We start from the raw sequence: 26,694 nt of genomic DNA on the forward strand, positions 1-26,694 counted from the left end.
GAGTCCGATGCAGCTGACCAGCCACAGCCTGACCAACGGCGCGCCGATCGATCGTGAGTTCGCCGCAGGCGATGCCAACGGCTTCGCCCCCGACCGCAACCCGCACCTGGCCTGGAGCGGGGTGCCGGCTGGCACCCGTTCGTTCCTGCTGGTGTGCGTGGACCCGGACGTGCCGACCGTGCCGGAGACGGTTGGCCGCAGCGACATGAGCGTGCCGCGCGACCAGCCGCGCTGCGATTTCGTGCACTGGGTGATGGCCGACATCCCGGCCACGGTGCAGGAGATCGCCGCTGGCAGCTGCAGCGACGGCTTCGTGGTGAAGGGCAAGCCCGCATCCGCCGGCCCGGCCGGCAGCCGCCAGGGGCTGAACGACTTCACCGGCTGGTTCGCCGGCAACCCGGACATGGCCGGTGACTACCTGGGCTATGACGGCCCGTATCCGCCGTTCAACGACGAGCGCATGCACCGCTATTTCTTCCGGGTATTCGCGCTGGACGTGGCGTCGCTGGACCTGCCGCAGCGCTTCACCGCCGCCGACGCGTACCGCGCCATGCACGGCCACGTGCTGGCCGAAGCCGCACTGCACGGCACCTACACGTTGAACCCGGCGCTGGGTTGAGCAGCACCCGGGTAGAGCCGGCCAGTGGCCGGCTCCACCTGTAGCGTCGGGCCATGCTCGACGGTTTCCTTGATCATTTCACTGGCAACGGTGCCGGTTCGAACACTGCGGTGTCGCCCTGCGCGTTGCGCAGTACCAGCGCGCCGCGCTCATCCAGCTCAAGCGTCGGTGCCGGTCTCCGGCTGCTCATCAGCGCTCCAGCACGTTCCTGCTGCACGACGATGTCACCACGCATGCATCCGGCCACTGTCTGGATGCCGTTCTCCAGGATCAGCTGGTTGTCCTGCAGCCGGTACTGGCTGCTGACGTTGTTGCACAGGTTCAACTCGCTCATGTAACCGTGCCCGAAGCGCAGCGTATAGGGCGCGCGACCGCGGACGAACAACGCGCCGATGCGCCTGCCCTTTGCATCTGTGGCGCGGGTGAGCTGCCACGTGTGGGCTTCGAGCTGGGCGGTGGTGGGCGTGCTGGCAGCGGAGGCATCCGCGCACATGGCCAGCAGTGCAGCGGCCAAGAGGGTGGGGACATGCTTCATGCCGATCTCCCGATGCATCTGGGTAGTGCCGGCCGCTGGCCGGCAATATCCGCGTGTTGGCGGTGCTCCGCAGGGCAGCCGGCCAGCGGCCGGCTCTACCGACAATGAAGAAGGGCGGCCTTTCGGCCGCCCTTCCATCGTTTTATTTCTTCTCGATGGCCGACTCGACCACCATGTCCAGCACGTACGCCTGCGACGGCGCATCGGCCGGCGGGTTCTTCACTTCGTAGCGCTTGACGCGCACCACGTTGCGCACGCCGTCTTCGTGGGTGTAGCCCTCGATGTTGCCGTAGAAGTTCTCGAACTTGCCCGGCTCGCCCTGCTTCAGGCCCTTGTCGTCGAACTTCACTTCACGCACCTGCAGGCACTGGTAGTCCGGGATCAGCGGGTGCGAGCACTTCTCGGTCTTCGCAGCCACTTCCAGGAACACGGTTTCGCCGGCGCCGCCATAGCGGGTTTCAGCGGTCGGTTCCGGGTTGAACACCAGCACGTCGCCCTTGGCAGTGGTCAGGGTCAGCTTGCCGTCGGCATCCTGCGTGGCCTTCAGCTCGCCCTGCAGGCGGCTCGACACGGCCTCGTCCAGCGCCATCAGCGCCTTGTCGGTGCAGGCCATCATGGTGGAAGCCATCGCGCCCACGGTCAGCGTGCCGTCGGCCAGGGTGTAGCTGCCGCCCATGTGGTTGCAGGCGTTGCTGACCGACAGGCGGCCATCGGCGAAGTCCAGGGTGACCGGCTTGTCTTCACGGGCGAACAGCGCGTCGATGCGCTTGCCGTCGGCGCCGGTGGCCTGCTGCAGCAGCCAGTGCTGGCTCTGCAGGCGCTGCGCATCCAGGTGCGCCAGCGTCTGCTGGTCTGCTGCCTTGGCCGCGGCCGGGGCCACGTCGTCGCCGCCGGTGCCGGCCGGGGCCGGGGTCTGGCTGCAGGCGGCCATCAGGGCCAGCGGGAGGAGCAGGGTGAGCTTGCGGTTCATGGTGATTCTCCTTGGGGAACCGTGGGGGAAACGGGGGGGGGGCCGGCAACGGGGTTACCGTGCCCCGGCGCTGTTCAGCTGCCGGACGGCAACCACAGCAGCAGCGCCGCGCCCAGCGCGATGCGGTAAATGGCGAAGGCGGTGAACCTGTGCGACTTGATGTAGCCCATCAGCCACTTCACTACGACGAAGCCGGTGACGGCCGCGGCAAGGAAGGCCACGCCCACCTCGGTCCAGTTCTCGCTGCCCAGCTGCCCGGCCCTGGCCATCTCCAGGAAGGTGTAGGCGCTGGCGGCGAACATGGTGGGGATGCCGACCAGGAACACGAACTCGGCGGCGGCGGCGCGGCGGCTCAGGCCCAGCAGCATGGCCAGGAAGATGGCCGAGGCCGAGCGCGAGGTGCCGGGAAACACGCCCGCCACCACCTGCGCCAGGCCCACGCCGATCGCCACTGTCCAGGTCACCTGGTCGCGGTCGGGCAGGCGCGCGGTGTAGGCCTCCACCAGCAGCATCCAGACGCCACCGATGATCAGTGCCCAGGCCACAGGGCTGACCGTTTCCGGCAGCGACCAGCCGGCCTTGCGCACCACCAGGCCGACCACCGCGGTGACCAGGAAGGCGGCCCCCAGCTTGAACACGTACTCGCGGTTCTCGCGCTGGTTGAAGCCGGTGGCCAGCTGCAGCAGGCGCTGGCGGAACACCAGCACCACGGCCACGATCGCGCCGGCCTGGATGACGATGTTGAAGAAGTCCGAGCGGGCCCCCAGCCAGTGCTGGGCGATGAGCAGATGGCCGGTGCTGGAGATCGGCAGGAATTCGGTCAAGCCTTCGAGGATGCCCAGCAGCAGGGCGGAGAGCAGGTCGGACATGGACGGTGCGTGCACGCGCGGCGGAAGGAAGAAGGTCGAGAGGATAGACGATCCCTGCTGCACCAAACGGGTGCGTCTGGTGCCCGGCGCACCCGTTTGGTGCGCCCCGCTCTGCACCCGCATGGGGCGGTCTTTTTGAAATCAATGACTTGCGGCATCTGAAAAGTTGGCACGGTCATTGCTGTACCTCAGCAGGCATTCATCCCCATCCGAGGTCGTACCGATGTCCGTGGAAAACGTTGAGAAGCTGATCAAGGACAACCAGATCGAGTTCGTCGATCTGCGCTTTGTCGACATGCGTGGTGTCGAGCAGCACGTGACCTTCCCGGTCAGCATCATCGAGCCGTCGCTGTTCGAAGAAGGCAAGATGTTCGACGGCAGCTCGATCGCCGGCTGGAAGGGCATCAACGAGTCGGACATGGTGCTGCTGCCGGATACCGCCAGCGCCTACGTCGACCCGTTCTACGCCGATCCGACCATCGTGATCAGCTGCGACATCCTCGACCCGGCCACCATGCAGCCGTATGGCCGTTGCCCGCGCGGCATCGCCAAGCGCGCCGAGGCCTACCTGAAGTCCTCCGGCATCGCCGAAACCGCGTTCTTCGGCCCGGAACCGGAGTTCTTCATCTTTGATTCGGTCCGTTTTGCCAATGAAATGGGCAACACCTTCTTCAAGGTCGATTCCGAAGAAGCCGCCTGGAACAGCGGCGCCAAGTACGACGGCGCCAACAGCGGCTACCGTCCGGGCGTGAAGGGCGGTTACTTCCCGGTTCCGCCGACCGACACCCTGCACGACCTGCGCGCAGAGATGTGCAAGACCCTGGAACAGGTCGGCATCGAAGTGGAAGTGCAGCACCACGAAGTGGCCACCGCCGGCCAGTGCGAGATCGGCACCAAGTTCAGCACCCTGGTGCAGAAGGCCGACGAACTGCTGCGCATGAAGTACGTCATCAAGAACGTCGCGCACCGCAACGGCAAGACCGTCACCTTCATGCCCAAGCCGATCGTCGGCGACAACGGCAGCGGCATGCACGTGCACCAGTCGCTGTCCAAGGGCGGCACCAACCTGTTCTCCGGTGACGGCTACGGCGGCCTGAGCCAGCTGGCGCTCTGGTACATCGGCGGCATCTTCAAGCACGCCAAGGCCATCAACGCCTTCGCCAACTCGGGCACCAACAGCTACAAGCGCCTGGTGCCGGGCTTCGAAGCCCCGGTGATGCTGGCCTACTCGGCCCGCAACCGTTCGGCCTCGTGCCGCATTCCGTGGGTGTCCAACCCGAAGGCACGCCGCATCGAAATGCGCTTCCCGGACCCGATCCAGTCCGGCTACCTGACCTTCACCGCGCTGATGATGGCTGGCCTGGACGGCATCAAGAACCAGATCGACCCGGGCGCACCGAGCGACAAGGACCTGTACGACCTGCCGCCGGAAGAAGAGAAGCTGATCCCGCAGGTCTGCTCCTCGCTGGACCAGGCCCTGGAAGCGCTGGACAAGGACCGCGAGTTCCTGAAGGCCGGTGGCGTGATGAGCGATGACTTCATCGACGGCTACATCGCGCTGAAGATGCAGGAAGTGACCAAGTTCCGCGCGGCCACCCACCCGCTGGAATACCAGCTGTACTACGCCAGCTGACCGGATGCGATGGCGGTGGGCTTCCCCCTCCCACCCGCCGCCATCGCTTCCGTTTTCGCGGCTGGGGAGCCGCAAGGCGGGCGCAGGCCCGCCGTTGTAGAGCGGACTGTCAGTCCGCTGCATTGGAACGCGGGCCATTGGCCCGCTTATCCAGGGGCAAGAGAAAGACCGGATACGCGACCAGGGCCGCCCTCCCTCCCGCGTCGGTCGTGCAAGGAGAGAGGCACGGCCGTCCCGGCCCTGTACGTGTCCGGTGCAACAGCCAAGGCCATCACAGTGATGGCCGCTGGTTGCCTGATGCCAACGCGCGCTGGCGCGCTGGCCCCATCCACCATCGGGACATGCGCATGAAACTGATCTCCGCCATCATCCGGCCGTTCAAGCTCGACGAGGTCCGCGAGGCCCTGTCCGACGCGGGCGTGTCGGGCATCACCGTGACCGAAGTGAAAGGCTTCGGCCGCCAGAAGGGCCACACCGAGCTGTATCGCGGCGCCGAGTACGTCGTCGATTTCCTGCCCAAGATCAAGATCGAAACCGTGGTCACCGACGAACGTGCCGATGCGGTGATCGAAGCGATCCAGTCGTCGGCAGGCACCGGCAAGATCGGTGACGGCAAGATCTTCGTCACCGCCGTCGAACAGGTCATCCGCATCCGCACCGGCGAAATCGGTGCTGACGCGCTGTAACCCCCTTCCGGAGACTCCCCCATGAAGATGCGCCTTCTCACCGGGTGGCAAGCCCGGTTCCATGTCGTGTGGCTGTTGATGCTGCTCAGCGCGTTCGCCGTCGGTGCGTGGCCGGGCAGCGCCCATGCCCAGGCACAGGTGTCGCCGCTGCCGAGCGAAACCGTTGCGGTCGAACCGCTGCAGGACCCTGCAGCTGCAGCCGCTGCACCGGCCGTGGCCGAAGCGGCCGCCGCCTATGATCGTGGCGACGTGGCCTGGATGCTCACCTCCACCCTGCTGGTGCTGATGATGGTGGTGCCGGGCCTGGCCCTGTTCTACGGCGGCCTGGTGCGTTCGAAGAACGTGCTGTCGGTGCTCAGCCAGATCCTGGTGGTGTTCTCGCTGGTGCTGCTGCTGTGGGTGGCCTACGGCTACAGTGCGGTGTTCAGCGCGGGCAATCCGTTCTTCGGTTCGTTCACCGAATTCGCCTTCCTCAAGGGCTTCACCCCCGAGTCGGTGGGCAACACGCCGATCAAGGGGCTGCCGGACTATCTGTTCGTCGCCTTCCAGTCGACCTTCGCCGGCATCACCACTGCGCTGATCGTCGGTGCCTTCGCCGAACGCATCAAGTTCCGTGCGGTGCTGCTGTTCTCGGCGCTGTGGTTCACCCTCAGCTACATCCCGATGGCCCACATCGTCTGGGGTGGTGGCTACCTGGGTGAGCTGGGCGCGATCGATTTCGCCGGTGGCACCGTGGTGCACATCAATGCGGGCGTTGCCGGCCTGGTGGCTGCCTGGTTTGTCGGCAAGCGCCTGGGCTACGGCCAGACCGCGCTGAAGCCGCACAACGTGCCGTTCACCTACATCGGCGCGATGCTGCTGTGGGTGGGCTGGTTCGGCTTCAACGCTGGCTCGGCGGCAGCGGCCGATACCGTGGCCTCGCTGGCCTTCCTCAATACCGTGCTGGCTACTGCCGCAGCGGTGCTGGGCTGGACGCTGGTGGAGGCAATCAGCAAGGGCAAGCCGTCGGCACTGGGTGCCGCCTCGGGCGCGGTGGCCGGCCTGGTCGGCATCACCCCGGCCTGCGGCACCGTCGGCCCGCTCGGCGCGATCATCATCGGCTTTGTCGCCGGCGTGGTCTGCGTCTGGGGGGTGACCGGCCTCAAGCGCCTGCTGAAAGTGGACGACACCGCCGACGTGTTCGGTGTGCACGGTGTCGGCGGCATCGTCGGCGCGATTCTCACTGGCGTGTTCAGTGCACAGTCGCTGGGTGGCACCAAGGCCGATCTGGATATCGCCCATCAGGTATGGGTGCAGGTGGTCAGCGTCGGCCTCACCGTGGTGTGGTCGGCGGTGGTGACCACGCTGATCCTGCTGGTGGTGCGCAGCGTGGTCGGCCTGCGCGTGACCGAGGAAGCAGAACGCACCGGTCTTGATGTCACTTCGCACGGCGAATCGGCCTACGAGGCCTGACCGGTTTCACGGTTTCAAGGGCGTCCCGCCACTGCTGCGCTGCACGCAGTGGCGGGCGTCAGGTACAGGTTTCCCTTGTGCCACCGGCATCAGTCGACGCAATGACGGAGCTCTGCTGGTTCCAGTGTAGATCCAGGGCTCTGCCCGCTGGCGGAATGCCCTCCGTCGGACATCACACTTTGCCTTGAAGCCTTGCGCCAGCGTGGTTCGCTGGTGCTTTTTCCTGCCACACGATTCCCTTACAGTGCTGCCTCTTCCAGCCGCATCTTCGTCGGTCTGGCAGTCATCAGCAGGGAAAAGCATCGTGGAACAGGGACGTAAAGTACGCAGCCGGGTGTTGCCGTGGCGGTTGTCCGTGGGCGTGGCATTGGCCATCACTGGCCTCCAGGCGCCGGCATGGGCACAGACGGTGTCACCGGAGCAGGAACTGCTCCGGCAGCAGGAGCGCGAGCGCGTGCTGCGTGAACAGCAGGAATCCACACCGGATGTGCGCCTGCAGCCAGCCACCGAAGACCTCGGCCGCCTGCCGGTTGATGAGTCGCCCTGTTTCACCATCACCACCATCGCGCTGCAGGGCGAGCTTGCCGACCGCTTCCGCTGGGCGCTGGCGGCAGCCGATCCCCGCAGCAACCCCGCCACCGGGCGCTGCCTGGGTACGGCGGGCGTGGACATCGTGATGAAGCGCGTGCAGAACGCGATCATCGAGCGCGGCTACGTCACCACCCGCATCCTTGCCGCACCGCAGGACCTGAAGACCGGCGTGCTGACGCTCACGGTCGTGCCAGGGCGCGTCAACGCCATCCGCTTCGCTGACGGAGAAGGCCGTACCCCCGCCCTCTGGAATGCGATGCCGGTGACGCGTGGCGAGGTGCTGAACCTGCGTGACATCGAGCAGGCGCTGGAGAACCTGCAGCGCGTGCCGACTGCCTCGGTGGACATACAGATCGCGCCACCGGCCGATGGCGCGGCCGCCAAACCCGGCGAAAGCGACCTGGTGATCAGCTGGAAGCAGGCGCGTCCGGTACGCGTCAACCTGACCCTGGACGATGCCGGCAGCCAGAGCACGGGCAAGATGCAGGCCGGTGCCACGGTGTCGGTGGACAACCCTGCGGGCCTGAGCGATCTGTTCTACGTCAACGTGGGCAGATCGGTGTTCAACGGCAGCGAACGTGGCACCGACAGCTGGGCGGCGCACTACAGCGTACCGCTGGGCGGTTGGCTGCTGGGTGCCAACGCCAGCAAGTACGACTATGAGCAGACCGTTGCCGGTGCGTTCGAGAACTACGTCTACAGCGGCTCCAGCCGCAATGCGGAACTGCGGCTGACCCGCATGCTGTTCCGCAACGCGCATGCCAAGACCAGCATGTACGCGCGTGGCTGGTACCGCGAATCGGACAACTTCATCAACGATACCGAGATCGAAGTGCAGCGCCGGCGCATGGCCGGCTGGGAGCTGGGCCTGGGCCACCGTCACTTCATCGGCAAGGCGACACTGGATGTGAACCTGGCGTACCGCAAGGGTACCGGTGCCTTCAACGCGTTGCGTGCGCCCGAAGAGGCGTTTGGCGAAGGCACGGCGCATGGCCGCATCTATACCGCGGACGCGCAGCTGGTCCTGCCGCTGCAGTGGGGCAAGCAAAGCCTGCGCTACATCGGCAGCTGGCGTGCGCAGTGGAACCGCTCGCCATTGGTGCCGCAGGACCGGTTCTCCATTGGTGGCCGCTACACCGTGCGTGGCTTTGATGGCGAAATGTCGCTGACCGGTGAGCGTGGCTGGTTGCTGCGCAATGAAGTGGGCGTGCCCCTGGGCGGCGGCCTGGAGGCCTACGTCGCCGTTGATCACGGGCGTGTCGCCGGCCCGTCCACGGCCCGATTGCTGGGCGACCGGCTCACCGGTACGGCCCTCGGGCTTCGCGGTGGCACCCGCCACATCAACTGGGATGCGTTCGTCGGCAGCCCGCTGTCCAAGCCGCGCGGCTTCCAGACCGCCTACACCACCTTCGGAATGAACCTGGGCGTCTCGTTCTGACGCCTGCACATGACCGGCCTGCGCAGTCCCCTGCGCGGCCAACACGATGCGGTACCGCGCAGCCTGCTGCGCATACAACCCAACAGCACCGAAAGGAATCAGCGCCGTGAACAAAGTCTACCGTCTGGTCTTCAACCGTACGCTCGGCGTCATGCAGGTCGCCTCCGAGCTGGTCAACGCTGCGCACGGCGGGGTAGACCACCGCGGCGGCAATACCGTCGGCACCCTGCGGCCGATCAGTTTCGCGCTCTGGCTGGTGCTGGGCTGGGTGGGATTGGTGCAGCCGCTGTCCGCGCAGCAGGCGCCGGCCGATCCCGGCCGTATTGCCGCCGACCCCGGCGCACCGGCAAACCAGCGCCCGACGGTGATCACCTCGGCCAACGGCACGCCGCAGGTGAACATCACCACGCCCAGCGCCGGCGGTGTGTCGCGCAACACCTACCAGCAGTTCGACGTCGGCCAGCAGGGTGTCATCCTCAACAACTCGCGCGGCGACGTGCAGACCCAGCTGGGTGGCTGGGTGCAGGGCAATCCGTGGCTGGCCACCGGTACCGCGCGTGTCATCCTCAACGAGGTCAACAGCAGCAACCCCAGCCACCTCAATGGCTACGTGGAGGTCGCGGGCGCGCGGGCGCAGGTGGTAATCGCCAACCCGGCCGGCATCCAGGTCAATGGCGCGGGCTTCCTCAACGCCAGCCGGGTGACCCTCACCACCGGTACGCCGATCGTCACCAATGGCGTGCTGGACGGGTATCGCGTGGAAGGCGGCAGCATCGGAGTCGGTGGCGCAGGCCTGGATACCAGTCGCGCCGACTACACCGACATCATCACCCGTTCGTTGCAGGTCAACGCCGGCATCTGGGCCAACCAGCTGCAGGCCAGCCTGGGAAGCAACGTGGTCAGTGCCGATCACAGCAGTGTCCAGGCGCAGAAGCCGACTTCGGCGGCGCCCGTCTTCGCGCTGGACGTGGGCGCACTGGGCGGCATGTACGCCAATCGGATCTGGCTGGTCGGCAACGAACACGGCGTGGGCGTGCGCAACGCCGGCAAGATCGGCGCGCAGGCCGGTGAACTGGTGGTCACCGCCGATGGCCGGCTGGAGAATGTTGGCGCGATGCATGCGCAGCAGGACACCCGCATCGACGCCAGCGGCGGGATTGCCAATGCCGGCACGCTCAGTGCCGAGCGCGAGCTGCGCGTGCATACCCCGGTAGACGTCGACAATAGTGGTGGCACGCTCAATGCGCGCCGCATCGAAGTGAACGCCGATGCGCTGCGCAATCGTGGCGGCAGCATTGAACAGCTCGGAACGCAGGCGCTGCAGCTGCAGGCGGCCGATGTCAGCAATCTGCAGGGCCGCATCGGCAACGTGGCCAGCGTCTCGCCGGGTACCGGCACCGGTACCCCGCCTGGCACCGGTACGCCCGGAAACGGGACGCCGGGTACGGGCAATCCGGGCACCGGCACGCCCGGCACGGGTACCCCGGGCACCGGCTCTCCGGGCACCGGCACCCCGCCGGTCACGCCGCTCCCGCCCCTGGCAACCGGCATGCTCAACATCGCCGGAACCCTGAGCAACGATGGTGGCCGCATTGAAGCCAGCGGTGACCTGCAGCTCAGCGCCCGCAACAGCCTCGACAACAGCGACGGTACGCTGGGCGCCAGTACCCTGCAGGTGCAGGGACAGGCGCTGCGCAACATGCGCGGCACCCTGCAGGTCCAGGGTGCGGCCAGCGCGCAGGTGCAGCAGCTGGACAACAGCGGCGGCCGCATGACCTTCGCCCGTGGCTTCGAGTTGAAGGCGCAGTCGGCGCTCAACCGCGGCGGCAGCCTTGCCCACGGTGGCAGCGCCGCGACGACCTGGACGATCGGCCAGCTCGACAACAGCGAGGGCAGCATTTCCAGCAATGCCACGCGCCTGGATCTGGACATCGGCACCCTGGTCAACACGCGCGGCAGCATCAGCCACGCTGGCAGCGAGGGCCTGCAGCTGCATGCGGAGGTACTGGAGGGTGTACAGGGCAGCATCGCTACCGCAGGCGCGGCAGACCTGCTGCTGGGCCGTGCCGACCACCGCGGCGCGCAGCTGGTCGCCCGCCAGCTCGAGCTGACGGCACAGGACTTCGACAACCGTGGCGGCCGCGTGCTGTCCACCGGCCAGCAGGCCAGCACGCTCAGCGTGCGTAATCATCTGGACAACAGCGACGGTGGCCTGCTGGCCAGCAATGCCGACCTGCAGATCGACGCAGCATCCTTTGGCAATGCCGCAGGTACCGTGCAGCAGGCGGGTACCGGCAACCTGCGCATCACTACCGCCAACCTGCAGGGCCAGGGCGGCACCGTGCTCAGCAACGGTACCCTGCAGCTGCACGGCGATACCCTCAACCTGCGCAATGGCACCACCGCTGCACAGCGCATCGATGTGCGTGCCGGCGACCTGACCACCGCTGGCGGCACGCTGACCTCGACTGGCAGTGATGCGTTGCGCCTGCAGGTAGCGCGCACCCTGGACAACAGTGGCGGTACCGTGGGCGCCAATGGTGCGCTGGACATCAACGGCGGCACCGTCATCAACGATGGCGGCAAACTGATCGCCGCAGGCACCGGCACCAGCCGCATCCATGCCAGCCAGCGGCTGCAGAACCAGCGCGGCCTGCTGTCCGGCAATGGCGACCTGGACATCACGGCCGATGGCCTGCTGAACGAGGGCGGCAGCATCGACCACGCCGGCACCGGCACGCTGAAGATCGACGCGACCTCCGTGCAGGGGACCGATGGCAGCATCGCCAGCAACGGCCAGCTGCAGTTGAGCGGGCAGCAGCTGGACCTGCAGAAGGGCAGCACCCGCGCCCGTGACGTAAAGATCGACGCTGCCGGGCTGGACACCAGTGGCGGCAGCCTGCTGTCACTGGGCCAAAATGCGATGCAGCTGCAGGTGCAGGGCCTGCTGCGTAACGACGGCGGCAGCATCAGTGCCAACGGCGCCCAGCAGATCCATGCGGGTGCGCTGTCCAACCGCGGTGGCGCGCTCAACTCGGCCGGTACCGCGGCGTCGCAGATCCGGGTCGACGGCACGCTCGACAACAGCGGCGGCAGCATTGCCAGCAATGCTGGCAACCTGCAGCTGCAGAGCGGCACCCTGATCAACGCAGGTGGCACGCTCAGCCATGCAGGTACCGCCGGCCTGGTCATCGACACCGGGCGCCTGGACGGGGCGAAGGGACAGATCGCCACCGCCAGCGCACTGCAGCTCACCGCGGCCGAGGTCGATCACCAGGGCGCGTCGCTGACCGCCACGCAACTGGACATCACGGCAGCCGGGTGGAACAACCGGGGCGGACGCATCGTCGCCACTGGCACCGGCAGCAATACGCTGCGCGTGCAGGGCACGCTGGACAATGGCAATGGCGGCACCCTCGCCAGCAACGGCAACCTGGACATCCATGCGCGCACCTTCGGCAATGCCGGGGGAACCGTGCAGCAGGCCGGCTCCGGCAGCCTGGCCATCACCACGCAGGACCTGACCGGTGCCGGTGGCACCCTGCTCAGCAATGGTTCGCTGGACCTGCAGGGCGACAGCCTCGATCTGCGCGACGGCACCACGACGGCGCAACGCATCAGTATCGATGGTGACAGCGTGATCACGGCAGGTGGTCAGTTGAGCGCGCTGGGCGCCCAGCCCCTTCAGCTGCAGGCCCGCAGCCTGCTCGATAACACCGGCGGAACGCTGGGCAGCAATGGCGCCATCGACGTGCGCGCGGGGCGCTTCGTCAACGACCATGGCAAGCTGATTGCAGCCGGTGAAGCGGCCTCTGCGATCCGGGCTGCACAGCTGGAGAACCGCAGCGGCTCGATCTCTGCCAACGGCAACCTGCACATCGAGGCGGAAACATTGTCAGGGCAGGGCGGCACCATCGGTGCCGCCCGCGCGCTGTCTCTGCAGGGCGGGTCGTTGGACCTGCGCGGCGGTACCGTGGCGGCTGAGCAGCTCGACATCGTGGCCGGCAGCCTGGACAACAGTGCGGGTGCGCTGCGCGCCACCGGCAGCGGGACGCTGGCGCTGCAGGTCAGCGGCCGGTTGGCCAACGACGCCGGCACCATTGCCAGCAACGGTGCCCAGCACATCGAAGCCGGTGAGCTCTCCAACCGTGGCGGCACGCTCAGTTCGGCCGGCAGCGCCTCCACTGAGCTGCGCATCGACGGCCTGTTCGACAACAGCAACGGCATGCTGGCCAGCAATGGTGCGGCGCTGAAGATCGACGCCGGCAGCATGGCCAACGTCAAGGGCACGCTCAGCCATGCCGGCCGCCAGGGCCTGCTGCTGAGCACCGGGCAACTGGATGGCCAGGGCGGCACCATCGCCAGCGCAGGGGGCATCACCCTGCAGGCGGGCAGCGTGGACCATCGCGGCGCCACCCTGCAGGCCGAGCGCATTGCGCTGGACGCACAGTCCTTCGACAACCGGGCCGGCAAGGTCATGGCGACTGGTGCGGAGGGCAGCCGGATCGACGTGGTCGGCAGCCTGGACAACGGTGAGGGTGGCCTGCTGGCCAGCAATGGCGACCTGGACATCCAGGCGGCGGTGTTCGGCAATGCCGACGGTACCGTGCAGCACGCTGGCGAAGGCGTGCTGTCGATCAATGCTGGAACGCTCAACGGTACGGGCGGCACGCTGGTCAGCAATGGCAGCCTGCTGCTCAAGGGCACCACCGCCGACCTGCGGGCGGGTGTCACCTCGGCCAAGCGGATCGAGGTGGATACCGGCACCCTGATCACCGCCGGCGGCACGCTCACCGCTACCGGCAGTGACATGCTGCGGCTGAGCGCGCGCGAACGCATCGACAACAGCGGCGGCACCGTGTCCAGCAATGGCGGGCTGGATCTGCGCAGCGCCGCGCTGATCAACGCTGGCGGTACGCTGCAGTCCGCGGGTACAGCGGCCAGCCAGCTGATCATCGGCCAGGACCTCAACAACCGCGGCGGCCGTATCCTGGCCAATGGTGGGCTCGGCATCACCTCCGGCAGCATCGACAACCAGGGCGGCACGCTGCACAGCGCTGCACGCCTGGTGGTAAAGGCCGATGGCCTGCTCGACAACAGCAACAAGGGCGTCATTGCCAGCGGCACGGGCATGCAGCTGGCAGCGGCTTCGCTGGACAACCGCACCGGCAGCATCGAGCAGGCGGGTGACGGCCTGCTGCTGATCGATGCCACCACGCTGCAGGGTCACGCCGGCCGCATCGTCAGCAATGGTGAGCTGCAACTGAAGGGCGAAACCGTCGATCTGAGTGCGGGCACCACGGCTGCGCAGCAGGTCAGCGTCGAGGCCGGCCAGCTGGACAACACGGCGGGTACGCTGACCGCCACCGGCAACCAGGCGATGTCGCTGCAGGTGCGCGGCGCACTGGGCAATGACGGCGGTACCATCGCCGCCAACGGCGCGCAGCAGATCAACGCCGGTTCGCTGTCGAATGCAGGCGGTACGTTGAGTTCGGCGGGTACGTCCGACAGCCGGGTCACCGTCACCGGCCGATTCAACAACGGTGGCGGCACCCTCGCCAGCAATGCCGGCAACCTGCGTGTCGATGCCGGGCAGCTGGTCAACGCCGCGGGTAGCATCGTCCATGCAGGCAAGGGCGTGCTGACCGTACAGGCCAACCAGATGGACGGGGCCGGCGGAAGCATCGCCACGGCAGGCGCACTGCAGCTGGATGCAGTGAACGTGGACCATCGCGGTGCCACGATCAATGCCGATCACTTCACCCTCAACGCCGAGCGCTTCGACAACCAGAACGGCAGGATTCTGGCGACGGGCACGCAGGCCAGCACCGTGCACGCCGCCACGTCCCTGGACAATGGCGGCAACGGCCTGATCGCCAGCAATGGTGACCTGACACTGACCAGTGCAGTGTTCGCCAATGCCGGCGGCACCGTGCAGCAGGCTGGCACCGGCATGCTGGCCATCAACGCGCACACCTTGAATGGCCAGGGCGGCAAGCTGCTCAGCAATGGCGCCCTGCAGTTGACCGGCGAGGCCACCGACCTGCGTGATGGCACGCTGTCCGCGACCCGCATCGCGGTCGATACCGGCACGTTGCTCAACGCGGGCGGTTCGATCATCGCCTCCGGCAGCGATGCATTGAAGGTGTCCGCGCGCAACAGGCTGGACAACAGCGGTGGCACGCTTGCCGGCAATGGTGCGCTGGATCTGCGCAGCGCGCAGCTGCTCAACAACCGGGGCACGATCCAGGCTGCCGGCGGCGGTAGCAGCACCCTGGCGATCACCCACGCGCTGGAGAATCACGGTGGCCGCATCCTGACCACAGGAGACGCTACCCTCACAGCAGGCGCGTTCGACAATCGCGGCGGCATCGTACACAGCGATGGCAACAGCGCATTGACCGTGCGCGTCGACGGCCTGCTCGACAACAGCGACAAGGGCACCCTGTCCGCCGGAGGCGCACTGCTGGCCGAGGCTCAGTCCATCAACAACGACGGTGGCACCGTGGCTGCTGGTCAGGACATGCAGCTGACCAGCGCCGATGCGCTGCGCAACCAGGGCGGCCTGGTCCAAGCTGGTAAGCACCTGCAGGTCTCGGCCAGCGGCCTGAACAACAACAGTGGCCGGATCATCGCCAACGACCTGCAGCTGGATACCCGTGTCCAGGCGCTGGACAACCGCAGCGGCATCATTGCCAGCCTTTCCGGAAACGCAGAGCTGCGCAGCGGTGCCCTGGACAACACCGGCGGCCTGCTGCAGTCGGCGGCAGCCCTCAGCATCAGCACCGCCGGACAGCGGCTGATCAATGCCAGTTCCAATGGCAACGGCATCGTCAGCAGCGGCACGCTGCAGATCCGCAGCGGCGATCTCGACAACCGTGGTGGCGCGGTGTCCGCCAAGGCCGGTGCCGACGTGCAGGCCACCAACATCGACAACAGTGGCGGCGGCTCACTGGTGAGTGCGGCCGACCTGCTGCTGCGCGCGCAGCAGCTGGCCAATACCGGTGGCAGTGTGACCGCCGGCGGCAATGCCGACATCGGCTTGCAGGGTGCGCTGCTCAACAGTGGCGGCCTGGTGGCCGCGACCGGCCGCCTCGACCTGCAGGCCGGCCATGTCGACAACCGCAATACGCTCAGCCCGGGCAATGGTCCTGCGCTGGGGCTGCAGGGCAAGACCCTGCAGGTAACCACCAGCAACCTGGACAACCAGAACGGCCAGGTGATTGCCGACAACCTCGTGCTGCAGGTGAACCAACGCCTGGACAACAGCGGTGGCCTGGTGTCGGCGGCGCTGGGCTCCGACGTCCGCGCCGATACCCTGGTCAACAGCGGCGGCACCCTGGTGGCCGGCAGGCAGCAGACCCTCCGCACCCGCGAGATCATCGGTGACGGCCGGCTGATGTCGCAGGGTGACATGACCCTGGAGCTGGGACAGAGCCACACCAACCGTGGCGAGATGGTGGCCAACGGCACGCTGAGCCTGTCCATCCAGGGCAACCTGGACAACACCGGCAAGCTGGCCGGCGCCAACGTCAACATCAATGCGGGCAACATCACCAACGCCTCCACCGGCGAGATCAGCAGCATCGGCCTGACCCGCCTTGCAGCGGGCGGCGCACTGGTCAACTACGGCCTGCTGGACGGCAACGTCACCCATATCACCGCTGCGACCGTCGACAACATCGGCAGCGGCCGCATCTACGGTGACCGCGTCGCCATCCAGGCGGGCTCGCTCAACAACGTGGCAGCCAACATCGGTGGCGTGGACCGTGCAGGTACCATCGCTGCACGCCAGCGCCTGGACCTTGGCGTCGGCACGCTGACCAACAGCGGCAAGAGCCTGATCTTCAGCGATGGCGACGCCGCCATCGGCGGTGCCCTGAACGGTCTGGGCGCGGTAGGCAGCGCGCAGAAGGTCGACAACATCGGCTCCACCATCGAGGTCAGCGGCAACCTGGACCTGTCCGCGCTGGCGGTGAACAACATCCGCGAGAACGTGGTGGTGGAGAAGGTCACCACCGTGCATGCACCGGTGCGGCTGGAACAACCCGGCTGGTTCAAGAACGCCAACAACAACAACCGGGATTTCCGCGCTACCTCGAATTACCAGCCGTATGAGATCTACTACCTCAATCCGGCGGACATCCTCGAAGACACCCCCTACGTCACTCCGGATGGCCAGCAGATCCGCAAAGCGGTGATCCGGCTGTCCAGCAACACCAGCGCCTATGCGTTCGCCCGCGGTGGCGTGCATGGCGCACGCGCGTCACGTGAACGCCTGAACGTACAGGACGGCACCGTCACGATCTATTACGTCGGCCGTGCCGACAACCGCAACAATCCCGATCAGCTCGGCGCGGGCGCGGAAGATCCCTTCCGCGATCTGGCGACCCGTGGTCCGGGTTCGCCGCCGATCGAGTACGTGACCGATACACTCCGGTACAACAACGCCTACGGCACCTGTACCACCACCTGCGTGCAGCTCATCACCTATCCGGACTATGACAATCCGGACGCGACGCTGATCAACATGCAGCGTCACCCGCAGGAGACCAGCGGCAACGAGAAGACCCGCATTGCCACCCGCACCACCGTGGAAGACGTGGTGGTTTCGGCAGGCAACAACGCCGTGATCAACGCGGGCGGCAACATGCGGATCAGCACCGATCGGCTGGAGAACCGTTTCGCCAACATCGCCGCGGGTCGCGACCTGGCCATTGTCGGCCTGAACCGCGATCAGTCCGAGGTGATCAATGCTGCCGAGCAGCTGACCCGTACCAGCACCTTCGACAACCAGTCCATCACCTACGGTGGCTCCTCCAGCCGCTGGAAGGCGGCACCGATCACCGAGAAGACCGGTGCGCTGGGTTCGTCGATAACCGCCGGTGGCAAGCTCACCATCGATGTCGGCAACCTGCGCAACGACAACAACGGGGGCAGCAACCCCAACGCCGGTGGTGGCAAGGGCACCGCGCAGCTGGATACCAGCGGCCGTGGTGCAGGTGCGGTCGGTCCCGGCGCGGGCAGCGTGCAGGGGCCCGGCCAGAGCACGGGCCAGGGTGCGGGCAGCGTGGACGCGCAGGGGCCGGGCACCGCTGGCGCGGCGCAGGGGGCCAACGGCGGCCATCAGCAGGCGGTAGCCCAGGCCGACGGCGTGCGGGCAGACGCGGCGGGTGCACAGGGCCCCGGCCAGGCCGGCAATGCCGGGGCGGGCGCTGGCACGGCGCAGGACATCAGCGCCGCCCAGGCCGGGCAGGCCAATGCCAACGGCCCGGCGGCGGTGCGCGCCGGAGAGCATGCCGGCAGTGGTGGCAATGCCGCGGTGGATGGCAAGCAGGCCACAACGACAACCGGTGCTGATCCACGCGTGGTGGTCACCACCAACCCGAATGCCAGTGCGCCCACCGCCAGCCTGTTCAATGTGGACGCCAACCGCGGCAACCACATCGTGGAAACCGACCCGCGCTTCGCCAGCTATCGTGATTGGCTCAGCTCGGATTACCTGCTGCAGCGCGCAGGCTTCGAGCCCTCGCAGACGCAGAAGCGCCTGGGCGATGGCTTCTACGAGCAGAAGCTGGTGCGCGAGCAGATCGGCGAACTCACCGGCCGTCGCTTCCTTACCGGGCACGCCAGCGACGAAGAGCAGTACCGCGCGCTGCTGGAGGCCGGTGCCACGGTCGCCAGCGAATGGGGCCTGCGCCCCGGCGTGGCGCTGACGGCCGAGCAGATGGCACGCCTGACCAGCGACATCGTCTGGCTGGTGGAAAAGGACGTTACCCTGGCCGACGGCTCGGTGGTGCGCGCGCTGGTGCCGCAGGTCTACCTGCGGGTGATGCCGGGCGACCTTGGCAACGACGGCGCATTGCTGGCCGGTGCGGAGGTGGACGTCAAGCTGCGCGGCGACCTGGTCAACAGCGGCACGATTGCCGGCCGGCAGCTGGTCAGCATCGATGCCGGCAACATCCGCAACCTGTCTGGCGGCCAGATCAGCGGTGCGCAGGTGGGCCTGTCGGCGCGCCAGGACATCGACATCATCGGCAGTACCGTCAAGGCTTCCGATGCCATTGCATTGAAGGCCGGTGGCAACATCACCGTGGCCTCGACCACCACGGAATGGAAGGACCAGGGCGATCGCCTGTCGCAGCAGAAGACAACGCTGGATCGCGTGGCCGGCCTGTATGTCACCAACCCCGGTGGCGATGGCGTGCTGTCGGTGGTGGCCGGCGGTGATATCGGCCTCAAGGCAGCGGAGATCCGCAATGCCGGCACCCACGGCATCACCCAGCTGGTTGCTGGTGGCAACCTGGACCTGGGTGCGCAGACGCTGGGCCAGAGCAGTGCGCTGAACCACGACAGCCGCAACCACACCAGCAACAGCCAGACCACGCATGCGGTGACGTCGATTGAGGGTGCTGGCGATGTGGTGCTGGCCGCGGGCAAGGACATCAACCTGGCCGCAACCCGCATCAAGACCGATGGCGGCATGGCCCTGCAGGCCGGTGGTGACATCAACAGCCAGGTGCTGGTGGACAGCCGCAGCAGTGATTTCAGTGCCGGTGGCAAGCGCAGTTCGCTGCAGATCAGCCAGAGTGACGAGACCGTGCGTGGCAGCCAGTTGCAGGCTGGCGACAATGTAGTGCTGAGGGCGAACCGCGATATCAACCTGACTGCAACCCAGGTCGCCAGCTCGGATGGCACGCTGAGCGTGGCGGCCGGTCGCGACGTCAACCTGCTTTCGGCCAACGAAACGCATGACTTCAGCCTGGACAGCTACGACAAGAAAAAGAAAACCCTGTCGAGCACCACCACCACCCGCCATGCCGAGAGTAGCGACAGCTACGCCATTGGCACCGGCTTGATGGGCGAGAGCGTGAGCGTCACCGCCGGCCGCGATCTGACCGCCGTAGGCGCGGTGGTTGACGCCACCGGCACAGTGGTCCTCGGTGCGGGCAACAATGTACTGATCACTTCTGCGGAAGACCATCACAGCAGCGAGTCCAGCGAGAGCAGGAAGAAGTCCGGCTTCACCGGTGGCTTCTCCAATGGAACCGCTTCGATCGGCTACGGCAGCTCGAAGAACAGCAGCAGTTCTGCCGAGCAGTCAACCACCCAGGTCGGCTCGGCCATCGCCTCGCGCGAAGGCAGTGTGCTGATCAACGCCGGTAACCAGCTGACGATCGCCGCATCCGATGTGGCCGCAGGCAAGGACCTGACCCTGGTTGGCAAGGACATCAACCTGCTCGCCCGCCAGGACACAGTGGACACCCAGGCCAGCCAGTCGAGCAAGTCCAGCGGGTTCTCGGTGGGCGTCACCTACGACCCGGCCAAGGCGTACCGCACCGCACGCGACAACGCCACCGAAGGCATGGCCGACAGTGGCACGATGATGGGCCGGATCACGCGTACCGCTGAAGGCGTGGCGGCCGGCGTGTCGGCGGCCGTGCTGCCGGCGATCACGGCCGGCAGCCAGCGCTCGAACAGCAACCAGAGCCACTCCACCAGTGACGCCCGGGTCAGCAATCTCAATGCGGGAGGCAATCTCACGTTGATCGCCAATGGCGGCTCGATCACCAGCGAAGGTGCGCAGATGTCGGCCGAGGGTGAGGCCGCGCTGCTGGCTACCAAGGACATCGTGTTCGACGTGGCGCACAACACCGAGCGCAGCGGCAGCGACAGTCGTGGCAAGGGCTGGGGTATCGCCACCAACTCGGCAGGCCTGCCGTTCGGCACCAACAACTCACGCAGCGATGGCGCCGGACAGAGCGACACCATCACCGGTACCCAGCTGTCGGTGGGTGGAGGCGTGCGCATGGCCACCACCGAGGGTGATATCCGCCTGACCGCCGCCAACATCGCCGCCGAGAAGGACGTCAATATCCGCGCTGCGGGCGACCTGACGATCCGTAGCGGGCAGGACACGGTCAGCAATGCCAACCGCTCGGACAGCAAGGCGATCGGCACCGTGCAGATCTCCGATACCGAGAAGTTCTCCGGCTGGCATCGCGAGCAGCATCGCGATGACAGCGCGCAGGTTTCGCAGGTGGCCAGCACCGTTGGCAGCCTGGGAGGCAGCGTCAACCTCACCGCGGGTGGAAAGTACACGCAGACTGCCAGCAACGTGATCGCGGCCAAGGACGTGAACATCACTGCCGCCGAGATCGAACTGCTGACCGCCGACGAGAGTGGTCACTACTCGCAGAGCGACAAGGACCTGAAGATCGGTGCCTTCGCGCGGGTCAAATCGCCGTTGATCGATCTGCTCAACAACGTCGATGCCGCGCGCAAGTCCGACGGTCGCCTGCAGCAGATGCAGGGCCTGGCCGCCGGCGCCAATGCCTACCAGTCGGCCAGTGCGATCGCAGGCATGGCCAAGGGCGCTGGTGGTGGCACGCTGCTCAGTGCGGAAGCGGGAGTGGGCTTCAAGACTTCCAGCAGCAGTGCCGACGGCAGCAGCCAGGTTTCGCGTGGTTCCACCATCCAGGGCGGCGGCAACGTCAACCTGACCAGTACCGGTGGCGACATCCACGTGGTGCAGGGCAATCTTAGTGCAGGCAACACGCTCAGTCTGGATTCGGCCGGCGATATCCTGCTGGAAGCGGGCAAGGCGCATGTGGCCGACCGCAGCAAGAGCAGCAATGCCGGCGCCGAAGTCGGCGTGGGTGTTGCGGTGGGTGCGCAGACCGGCGTGTACGTCTATGCCGAAGCGAGTGTGGGCAGCAGCAAGTCCAATGCCGAGAGCAGCACCTGGCAGAACACCACGCTGACCGGCAAGAACATCTCGATGAAGGCCGAGGGCGATACCACCCTTCGCGGTGCGACCGCCACCGCCGACCGCATCGACGTCAAGACCGGTGGCACGCTGACCATCGAATCGCTGCAGGACGTCGCCGAGAGCATGTCCAAGAACAGCCAGGTAGGTGGCCGCGTGCAGGTGTCGTTCGGTACCGCGTGGAATGCCGACGGGTATGCCAGTGCAGGCAAGGCCAGCGGCAGCTATCAGGGGGTTGGCCAGCAGAGCGGCCTGTTTGCCGGCAATGGCGGGTACCACGTCGACGCCGGCCACGTGAATCTGGTGGGCGGTGCGATTGCCAGCACCCATGCGGGCAACAGTGAACTGACTGCGGGCTCGCTGACATTCACTGACCTGCAGAACCACATGGACTACGCGGCCAGCTCCGGCAGCATCAGTGGTGGTGCGGGCGGGGAGATGGATGGCTGGACGCCCAAGCCAGGAACTGCCTCACCCCGAGGTGGTCCGGGCCTGCCGATGATGGAAAAGGGCAGCGACAGCAGCTCCACCCTTGCCACCTTGACCGAGGGCAACATCACCATCGGAGGCAAACAGACGTCGGCGGCTGAGCTGGGCATCAATACCGACGCAAGTGGAGCGCATCGTGCACTGGACGCATTGCCGGATGCGAGCAAGCTGCTGGCGGATCAGCAGGCGATGGCGGCTGCGGCGGGGACGGTACTTTCTACGAGCCAGCAGATTTCCGGAGACCTTGCCTCGCGTGCTCAGACCGGTGCTGAGAAGGCCTATGACGGCTTTGTGGAAACACTTGAGGGACAGGATCTTGCCGACTTCCAAGCACTTGACGCGGAGGGAAAGCAAAATTACGTCCTCAGCCATAGTGCAGACTACCGCAACTTCTATAGATCCCAGCTCCAGTGGGGGATCGGCGGGGACTACAGCCGGGCTTTGGTCGCCGTCACTACGGCTCTTGTTGGCGGCACGTCCGGTCAGGGCGCCAGCCAAATTGTGGGCAATGCGCTTGCTCCCTACGCGGCGCAGTTGATCGGAGAAAAATTCGACACAGGCCATGGTAGCGATCCCAATGCCGTAGCCCAGGCACTGTCACACGCGCTGCTTGGTGCTGTCCTGGCGGAGCTCAATGGCGGTTCGGCATCAGGGGGGGCGCTGGCTGGAGCGGGCGGAGAGATTGCCGCAGGTGTGCTGATGAAGGCTTTCCCTTATGCAGACAAAGAAACAATTTCGGTGCTTTCTCAGGCGGTTGGAGCGCTGGCGGGTGGGGACCTTGCACAGATCTCTCTCAGCATGGGAATCAGCAAAAATGCTGTGGATAACAATCGACTTCTAAACACAGTAGAGCTGGCCCGTATCAAGGAGTTGAGCAACGGCGACGTCGTTCGTGAAGCTGAGCTCACAGCAGCAGCGTGTGCTCTCGTTAAATGTTCGGCTGGGTTCGCGGAAGGCAGTGTTGAGAGGTCCGAATGGACAGCCATCGAAGCGTTGGGCTCGAGCCCGGAGGCGCTGGACGATCGGCAGTGGCTGAAGGTGCAGGTGCAGCCGGGCTATCTGTACACGGCGGGCAATGGAGTGGCAACCCAAGGACAACTGTTTGACTATGCTTTTGCGGACTACCTGTTTGACTGGGGCTCAAGAAATCAGGCGGGAGTGCGTGCATTCGGAGGTCTGCAGGCTATTGGCGGAGCAGCGCAGGCGGCTGGTGGTATTGCGATATCACCATCGTGCGCGTCGATAATAAGCTGTGTAGGCGCAGGTTTTTTGATCGCAAGCGGCTATGACAACGCAGTGGCCGGGACCAGTACGTTGTTCACGGGTAAGCCCGCTGCGACTTGGGGCGGGCAGGCATTCCAAGCGGCTGGAATTTCGCCAGATGTGGCAGAGCTGCTGTATGCCCTGACTCAAATTGGCGCTGCTGGAGCTACGTCAGGCGGGTTGGTGCGCGGGACAGGAGAGTTGCTTGGTGAGCAGGCAGGGTCTAGCGCGAATCAGGGCAACTTTTCCAGATATTTGTCCAACTCCACGGCCCCGGAAATCCAGCAATCGCTGGCTGGACGCGCCTCCGACTTGCGCGCCACTCTACCTCTAGAGTTGCAGGACAAGGGAAACATCGCCGTTGCGAACGTTGATATTGCGGGGCTGCCGTCCGAACTCCGTGCTTTCAGTCGTTATGCTGAAGGAGAAGCGGGCTTTGTTGCTGCCCCTGAAGGAGAGACCGTATTCAAGCCTCTGAGTGTTGGCGCATGGGGTAAGGTTGACGGAAAGAATGCTTTCCTGAGAGATGTCGATGGTGAGTTCAAGATTCTTGAAAATGTTGCAAGATCATTGGGAGATAATCCTTCTGCCGTTGGTAGGATCGATCTTTTTACTGAGTTGAAGGCATGTGCTAGTTGTTCCAGTGTAATATTGCAGTTTCGGGCCCGGTATCCGAGAATACAGCTTAATGTTTATAGCAGGAATTGATGATGAGGCGTTGGGGTTATAGGGATTACGTGAGGTCGGTAAGCTCTGATGTGGAGGAGGGCATGGGTAAGTTGGGTTATGATTTTGGTCAGGCTATTCTATTTGCATATTCTTCTCTCGAGTTGAAGTTGGAAGATTTTCCCGAGGAAGAGATTTTTGCGCTAACTGCGCTTCTTTCTTGCATATTGGATAGGGGGGCTTTGTCGCTTTATGAAGCTGAGGATGAGATTCCATTTAAGTTTGCAAGAAGTTGTGCGGGCGACAGCGTCGGGAATGCCTCTCAGGCGCTGAATGGAGCCGAGCTCGTAGATTTTTTGCGCGACTTGGGGCGAGTAAAGGCGGCGCTGAGTGCATGAGTGGAGTGGTGTTGTTTCGCACGCCTAGAGTCCGGCTTTCCTCGAGATTTATTCGTTATCTTTTGAGCGAAATGTGGGTGTGGAAATAAATGGTATGGTTTGGGGTTTGGTGTCCAATCAGGAGTCGGTCTTGTCTGCCGCCTTCTGGCTGAAGTGAGTTCGCTATTGAGCTAGATGTCTAGCCGGTATTTTTTCCATGGCGGAGTTCTTCGCGAGACTCGACCATCCAGGGCGGTGGCAACGTCAACCTGACCAGCACGACGGGCAACATCCACGTAGTGCAGGGCAACCTGGGCGCGGGCAATGCACTCAGCCTGGATTCTGCCGGCGACATCCTGCTGGAAGCAGGCAAGGCGCACGTGGCCGACCGCAGCAAGAGTCGTAATGCGGGTGCCGAAGTCGGCATGGGCGTCTCGATGGGGGCGCAGACCGGTGTGTATGTCTACGCCGAAGCGAGTGTGGGCAGCAGCAAGTCCAATGCCGAGAGCAGCACCTGGCAGAACACCACGCTGACCGGCAAGAACATCTCGATGAAGGCCGAGGGCGATACCACCCGGCGTGACGCCACGGCGACCGCCGATCGCATCGACGTCAAGACCGGCGGCACGCTGACGATCGAGTCGCTGCAGGACATCGCCGAGAGCATGTCCAGGAACAGCCAGGTGGGTGGCCGCGTGCAGGTGTCGTTCGGCACCGCGTGGAACGCCGATAGCTACGCCAGCGGAGGCAAGGCCAACGGCAGCTATCAGGGCGTCGGCCAGCAGAGTGGCCTGTTCGCCGGTGATGGCGGTTATCACGTTGATGCCGGCCAGGTGAACCTGGTAGGCGGCGCGATCGCCAGCACGAATGCGGGCAACAGTGAACTGACTGCTGATTCGTTGACCTTCACCGATCTGCAAAATCACATGGACTACAAGGCCACGTCGGGCAGCATCAGCGGTGGCTTCGGCAACGGGGGCAAGGGAGCGGCCGGCAAGGGCGTGGGGGCCGGCTAGCATGGGCCTGTCTCTGGGTTACGTAACGCACCTGGTCGATCCGAGCACCAGTAGTCTGATCAACATCACGGTGCTTGGAGCACATGCATTGGATCCCGGCTTTGTGATCCGACAGGTGCTTCCGGATGGATTCGGTGGATTCTCAGTCTCAACCAGAGGCTGGGGTACGGGTTCGAGTCCAATGTTCAACTCGAATTCGTGGGCCGATAGACAAGTGTGGAGTCCCAATACGCGCGATATTGGTAGCGAAGTTGGCAAGTTGCAGTGGCCTTGGAGTACTTTTCCCTCAAAGCAGAAATGCATGAGCTACCGGGGCCCTGATGGAAAGATGGTGGAGGTCTGCCAATGAGTGAGCGTGAATTGGGGGCAAAGATTGTGTCCGTGATTGCCAGTTCTATGCTTGGAGGGTTGCTATTCATAGCCATTCCGCTGAGTTATCGGATAGGCAGTCTTTCGCAGGCTGCAATTTTCGCATCGCTGGTTTGCGCCATAGCTGCTGTGTTGGGCCTCATCTTCGGTGTGCCTGGGGTTATGCTTGTGGATAAATTTCTTCCGCGGCTCAAAGCTCGCCATGTTGTAGCTGCACCAGTCTGTGCCTTGTTGGCGTGGCTCGCGTTCGAGGGTGCCTTCTCTCCTGGCGCTTGGATAAAGGTCTGGACCAGTCCTTCCTTTTGGCTTGAGTGGGCTCCCAGGCGCGCTGGCATCATGCTTTTCATAGGGTTGGCCGTGGGCGCCTTCTACATGTTGATCTGGCCGCGGATTGGACGACTGATGAGGGTCAATGCGGCCTTGTGATTGAGGGCGATGGAATCGGCTGCCTGTATGCAGCAAGGTGGTGGCGGCAAATAGCCAGGCCTACAGCGGCGCGAGGACGCGGGGCGCTGCGATGAGTACAACTGTGCTTGTCATGCGGTGACGACTGCGCTGGCGGACGGCGCGGAGGGCAGGCGCTGGTCGGGTTGCCTCCAATGCACTGGCGCCTTATGCCGCCCAATCCATTGGCAGCATGCTTGATCCGAATCACGACAGTGACCCTAATGCGATGCCGCAACTGGCGTCGCATGCGGTGCTGGGTGCGCTGCTGGCGGAAGTCAATGGTGGCAGTGCGGGGACCGGCGCCATGTCTGCAGCCGGTGGCGAGTTGGCTGCGAATGTGTTGACGGACAAGTTGTTCGGCGGCAGCCACGCGAATCTTAGCCCGCAGCAAACGGAGGCGGTTCTGGCGCTTTCTAAAGCGGTGGGAGCGCTGGCGGGTGGGTTGTCGGGCAGGATCTGGCGGGGACCGTGTTGAATGTGAGGATTGCCAGGAACTTGTTTGAGA

At 65.2% G+C, this 26,694-nt stretch carries 12 protein-coding genes and 1 pseudogene; 10 read left to right on the top strand and 3 right to left on the bottom strand.

From position 1 onward, the window contains the following. The first annotated feature begins 7 nt into the window (after positions 1 to 7). Complete coding sequence (locus AC5P88_RS10275) at positions 8 to 619, top strand: YbhB/YbcL family Raf kinase inhibitor-like protein (protein WP_495224968.1); 612 nt, start codon at positions 8 to 10, stop codon at positions 617 to 619. 73 nt (positions 620 to 692) lie between these two features. Here the strand turns inward: AC5P88_RS10275 and AC5P88_RS10280 are convergent, their stop codons facing one another. The 3 genes from AC5P88_RS10280 to AC5P88_RS10290 all read right to left on the bottom strand — a co-directional run bounded on the left by AC5P88_RS10280 (position 693) and on the right by AC5P88_RS10290 (position 2,993). Continuing rightward, positions 693 to 1,154: an META domain-containing protein gene (locus AC5P88_RS10280; protein ID WP_495224969.1), complete on the bottom strand. Its 462-nt coding sequence runs from the start codon at positions 1,152 to 1,154 to the stop codon at positions 693 to 695. Positions 1,155 to 1,296: 142 nt separating this feature from the next. Beyond that, a complete protein-coding gene (locus AC5P88_RS10285; protein ID WP_495224970.1) occupies positions 1,297 to 2,124 on the bottom strand; it encodes an META domain-containing protein in 828 nt (275 codons plus the stop codon). Between the two features lie 74 nt (positions 2,125 to 2,198). Beyond that, a complete protein-coding gene (locus AC5P88_RS10290; RefSeq protein WP_111203124.1) occupies positions 2,199 to 2,993 on the bottom strand; it encodes an undecaprenyl-diphosphate phosphatase in 795 nt (264 codons plus the stop codon). 223 nt (positions 2,994 to 3,216) lie between these two features. Between AC5P88_RS10290 and glnA the strand changes: the two genes are divergently transcribed. The 9 genes and pseudogenes from glnA to AC5P88_RS10335 all read left to right on the top strand — a co-directional run bounded on the left by glnA (position 3,217) and on the right by AC5P88_RS10335 (position 26,664). Then, positions 3,217 to 4,626, top strand: coding sequence for a type I glutamate--ammonia ligase (gene glnA, locus AC5P88_RS10295; RefSeq protein ID WP_010487206.1), 1,410 nt, complete (start codon positions 3,217 to 3,219; stop codon positions 4,624 to 4,626). A gap of 347 nt (positions 4,627 to 4,973) precedes the next feature. Continuing rightward, positions 4,974 to 5,312: a P-II family nitrogen regulator gene (locus tag AC5P88_RS10300; protein WP_004134334.1), complete on the top strand. Its 339-nt coding sequence runs from the start codon at positions 4,974 to 4,976 to the stop codon at positions 5,310 to 5,312. 21 nt (positions 5,313 to 5,333) lie between these two features. Next, positions 5,334 to 6,764 (top strand): ammonium transporter, encoded by a 1,431-nt coding sequence (locus AC5P88_RS10305; RefSeq protein ID WP_305099482.1) that lies wholly within the window; start codon positions 5,334 to 5,336, stop codon positions 6,762 to 6,764. A gap of 304 nt (positions 6,765 to 7,068) precedes the next feature. After that, a complete protein-coding gene (locus AC5P88_RS10310; protein ID WP_495224971.1) occupies positions 7,069 to 8,793 on the top strand; it encodes a ShlB/FhaC/HecB family hemolysin secretion/activation protein in 1,725 nt (574 codons plus the stop codon). A gap of 106 nt (positions 8,794 to 8,899) precedes the next feature. Continuing rightward, positions 8,900 to 24,022, top strand: a complete 15,123-nt coding sequence (locus AC5P88_RS10315) for a hemagglutinin repeat-containing protein (protein WP_495224972.1) — start codon at positions 8,900 to 8,902, stop codon at positions 24,020 to 24,022. 62 nt (positions 24,023 to 24,084) lie between these two features. Then, positions 24,085 to 24,378, top strand: coding sequence for a hypothetical protein (locus tag AC5P88_RS10320; RefSeq protein WP_495224973.1), 294 nt, complete (start codon positions 24,085 to 24,087; stop codon positions 24,376 to 24,378). Between the two features lie 218 nt (positions 24,379 to 24,596). Beyond that, a pseudogene (locus AC5P88_RS10325) lies at positions 24,597 to 25,373 on the top strand (hemagglutinin repeat-containing protein); the annotation flags it as partial. Positions 25,374 to 25,718: 345 nt separating this feature from the next. Beyond that, positions 25,719 to 26,168 (top strand): hypothetical protein, encoded by a 450-nt coding sequence (locus tag AC5P88_RS10330; protein WP_459048256.1) that lies wholly within the window; start codon positions 25,719 to 25,721, stop codon positions 26,166 to 26,168. 211 nt (positions 26,169 to 26,379) lie between these two features. Further along, entirely contained in the window at positions 26,380 to 26,664 is a 285-nt protein-coding gene (locus AC5P88_RS10335; protein WP_495224974.1) for a hypothetical protein, read from the top strand. Positions 26,665 to 26,694: the final 30 nt, after the last annotated feature.

Source organism: Stenotrophomonas sp. YJH_SMC_8, from assembly GCF_059371315.1.